The 3,825-nt window shown below is 68.0% G+C and carries 5 protein-coding genes; 3 read left to right on the top strand and 2 right to left on the bottom strand.

The features are described from left to right. From AC1VAN_RS14530 to AC1VAN_RS14540, 3 genes are all read left to right on the top strand, one after another. On the top strand, positions 1-637 hold a 637-nt coding region (locus AC1VAN_RS14530; RefSeq protein ID WP_480986056.1), incomplete at its 5' end, for a 5'-3' exonuclease. Beyond that, entirely contained in the window at positions 634-1,188 is a 555-nt protein-coding gene (locus AC1VAN_RS14535) for an NUDIX hydrolase (RefSeq protein ID WP_480986057.1), read from the top strand. The genes AC1VAN_RS14530 and AC1VAN_RS14535, both read left to right, overlap by 4 nt. After that, complete coding sequence (locus AC1VAN_RS14540) at positions 1,181-1,978, top strand: N-formylglutamate amidohydrolase (protein WP_480986058.1); 798 nt, start codon at positions 1,181-1,183, stop codon at positions 1,976-1,978. The genes AC1VAN_RS14535 and AC1VAN_RS14540 overlap by 8 nt, the downstream gene beginning before the upstream one ends. Positions 1,979-2,093: 115 nt before the next feature. Here AC1VAN_RS14540 and AC1VAN_RS14545 read toward each other — a convergent pair whose 3' ends face one another. Further along, the gene (locus tag AC1VAN_RS14545) at positions 2,094-2,762 is read right to left on the bottom strand and encodes a DUF7716 domain-containing protein (protein ID WP_032977482.1); all 669 of its coding nucleotides are present in this window, start codon (positions 2,760-2,762) and stop codon (positions 2,094-2,096) included. Then, on the bottom strand, positions 2,759-3,825 hold a 1,067-nt coding region (locus tag AC1VAN_RS14550; protein WP_480986059.1), incomplete at its 5' end, for an MFS transporter. The genes AC1VAN_RS14545 and AC1VAN_RS14550, both read right to left, overlap by 4 nt.

Raw genomic sequence — 3,825 nt, forward strand, 5'->3', positions numbered from 1 at the left:
GTTGTGCGCAGCGCTCGGCCTGGCGGTGCTTGCCCACCATGATTACGAAGCCGACGACCTGATCGGCAGCGCCCTGCATGGCCACCGCAGCAGCCATCGCGGCGTGATCATTTCCGCCGACAAGGACCTGTCGCAGCTGCTGCTCGACCATGACGAGCAATGGGATTACGCACGCAACCAGCGCTGGGACGTGGCCGGGGTCAAGGCCCGGCACGGCGTACACGCGCACCAGATCGCCGATTACCTGGCGCTGTGCGGCGATGCGGTCGACAACATTCCGGGCATCAGCGGTGTCGGCGCCAAGTCGGCGGCCGTGCTGCTGGCCCATTTCGGCAGCATGGACGTGCTGTACGAACGCCTGGACGAAGTGCCGTTCCTGCGCCTGCGCGGCGCGGCGCAGATGGCCGTGCGCCTGCGCGAGCAGCGCGAGCACGCCCAGCTCTGGCGCCAGCTGACCACCATCGCCCTGGACGCACCCTTGGAAGGTTGCCAGCCCGGCATGCCGCGCCAGGCGGCCGATCCAGAGGTGCTCGGCGGCCTGTGCCAGACCCTGCGCTTCGGCCCCATGACCCGCCGCCGGCTGTTCAGTGCCGCCGGCATTTCCGACCCCGTCCCTACTTCCAGCGAGCCCGCATGAGCCAGCGCAACACCGAAGCACCGCGTGTCGTCTACGAAGGCAAGTACCAGCGCATGGTCGTGCGTGGCAGCTGGGAATACAGCGAACGCACCCACGCCGGCGGCCTGGCCGCAATCATCATTGCCGTCACCCCSGAGGACAASGTGCTGTTCGTCGARCAGTTCCGSGTGCCGCTGCAGGCSWMSACCATCGAGATGCCGGCCGGGCTGGTCGGCGACATCGATGCGGGCGAGTCCATCGAAGTTTCCGCTGTACGCGAGCTGGAAGAGGAAACCGGCTGGACCGCCGAGCACGCCGAAGTGCTGATGATCGGCCCCACCTCCTCCGGTGCCAGCAGCGAGAAGATCGCCTTCGTGCGTGCCACCGGCCTGCGTCGCATCGGCGAAGGCGGCGGCGACGAGAGCGAGGACATCACCGTGCATGAAGTGCCGCGCACGCAGGCGGCCGCCTGGCTGGTGCAGAAAATGGCCGAAGGCTATGAAGCCGATGCCAAGCTGTGGGCCGGCCTGTGGATGATCGAGCACCACCTGGACGGCCGGCCCCGTGGCTGACGCCGGCCTGCACATGCTGCAGGCACTGCTGGGCGCCGACGATCCGGCGATCTTCAGCGTGCACCGTGCGCAGGGCGCCTCACCGTTCCTGCTGCTGGCCGACCATGCCGGCCAGCAGGTGCCGCGTGCACTGGCCGACCTTGGATTGCCGCAGGCCGAACTGGACCGGCATATCGGCTGGGACATCGGCATCGGCGGCACCACCCGTGCATTGGCCGAGCGGCTGGATGCGTGGGCGATCGAGCAGACCTATTCGCGGCTGCTGWTCGACTGCAACCGGCCGTTGGTTTCGCCCACGCTGATTCCCGAGGTCAGCGACCACACCCTGGTGCCGGGCAATGCCGGGCTGTCGCCCGCGCAGCGGCAGCAGCGCATCGATGCGATCCACGCGCCCTACCATGCACGCATCGATGCCGAACTGGATGCGCGCCGCGATACGGGACGGCCGACGCTGCTGGTGATGATGCACAGCTTCACCCCGGTGATGAACGGCATGCAGCGCCCCTGGCACGCCGGCGTGCTGTACCACCAGGACACACGCTTTGCCCACGCCTTGCTGCAGGCACTGCGCGATGAAGGCGACCTGGCGGTGGGCGACAACGAACCGTATTCGGTCAACAGCAGCAGCGACTACGCGGTGCCCGTGCATGGCGAAGGTCGCGGCCTGGTGCATGTGGAACTGGAAATCCGCCAGGACCTGATCGCCGATGCCGCCGGGCAGCATGCATGGGCGGAGCGGCTGGCGCGTATTTTCAGCGCCTTGCAGCCGCAGTTGTTGGCGTYGGGATAACCCCCATCCACGCATGGCGTGGATCTACTGCAGCGCTGGCGGACATCCGCATTCGGCGAAAAGAAAGAACGAGGCCGGTTCCCAGTAGATCCACGCCATGCGTGGATGATTTTCGTCAACGCAGCACGGGAACATCCATCCACGGGAACGGTTTGAATCCGCGCACCTGCACGCGGACGCCGATCGCTTCAAAATCGTCCTTGATCGCCTGCGCACGACGCCGATCCAGTGCTTCACCCAGCAACACCGGCAGCGCGCGACAGCGTGCCAGCGCTTCGCCCACCGGAATGTCGAGCAGCTGCGCGACGCGCTGTGCCGCAGCCTTGACCTGTTCGCCCGCACACGCCAGCGTCAACTCGAACGCGGCGAAGATGCCCGGCCCGACACCGGCTGCGCGCGCAGCGTCCTGCTCGGCGGCACCCGCCTCGCCCAGCGCTTCATCGACACCGTCCACCTGCAGGAAGGCGTCGTACTCGGCGTAGTACGCCAGCGCTTCGGCGTAATCCTGCAGGGATGAGAGCGGACGCTGGCGCTTCTGCACATCCAGTACGTCAGCGAACGTGGCCGGTTCCAGGCAGGCCGACAGGCCCAGCGCCTGCACGGCCTCGGGCACTTCACCGTCATCATCGAACGCGGCGTCTTCATCTGCCGGCAACCAGAAACGCGCCGCCAGCAGATCGCCCTCGCTGGCATGCACCCAGCCGAACGACGCCCATACGTCGTGGTCGTCATTGCAGGCGGCAAACGCGTCCAGCGTCTGGCGAAGATCCAGCAGTGCAATCATGCGTCGTTTGGCAGGGCGTCGGGAGAGCTGCAGTCTACCCGTGCCGGACGCAGGCCCAGCGCGATGACCACGCCGAGCGCGGCAAACAGCGCTGCGCCGTACTGTGCATTGATCATGCCCTGCAGGGCATCAGGACTGGTTGCCGCCTGCGTGCCGCGTGCGGCGTTGGCCACCATCACCAGTACTGCCAGTCCCAACGCGCCGCCGATCTGCTGTGCGGTAGCCGCCATGCCGGACGCCACACCCTGCTGCGGCCCCGGCACGCCCTGCCCGGCCACGATCCACATCGCCGTCCAGCTCATGCCCTGGCCCACGCTGAGCACCACGATGCCGGGCAGCAGCGGCCAGTAGCTGGCGCCGTGCGGCATCGCCAGCGCCACCGCGGTGATGCCGATTGCACCGGCGGCGAAGCCCCAAGCCAGCACCTGCCGCGGCGAACGGCGCTGCAGCATGCGCTCGGCAATGCGGATGCCGAAGGTGCACACCAGCGTCGGCAGCAGAAAGGCCATGCCGGCCTGCAGCGGGCTCCAGCCATAGCCATCCTGGAAGTACAGCGCCAGGAAGTAGTACTGCACGCCATAGCTGCTCATGAACGCGAAGGTCAGGCCGAGTGCTGCACGCAGGCCGGGCAGGCGCAGCAGCGCGAACTGCATCAGCGGGTCGCGGCTGCGCTTTTCGATCTGTACGAACACCGTCAGCAGCACGGCTGACAGCAACAGGCAGATGAGCGTGGCCGGTGCGGCCCAGCCCCATTCCGGCCCCTGCACCAGGGTGGTGACCAGCAGGCTGCCGCCGGCGGTGACGGTGAGGCAACCAGCCAGATCGAAGGAACGGCCGCGCACGCGCGGGCCATCGGCCGGCAGCCACGCGCCCGCGGCGACCGCACAGGCCGTGGCCAACGGCACGATCACCGCCAGCACCGCCGGCCAGCCGAACGCCTGGGTCAGCACGCCGCCCAGCAGCGTCCCCAGCGCGAGGCCCGCCGCACTGGCCATGCTCCAGATTGCCAGCGCGCGGTTGCGCACCGGGCCTTCTGCATACAGCGTATTGATCAGGGCCAGGG

The organism is Stenotrophomonas sp. 05L44_2 (assembly GCF_056665995.1).

Coding starts and splice junctions, on each gene's coding strand:
- AC1VAN_RS14545 (WP_032977482.1), bottom strand. CDS start 2,762: ATGATTGCACTGCTGGATCTTCGCCAGACGCTGGACGCGTTTGCCGCC.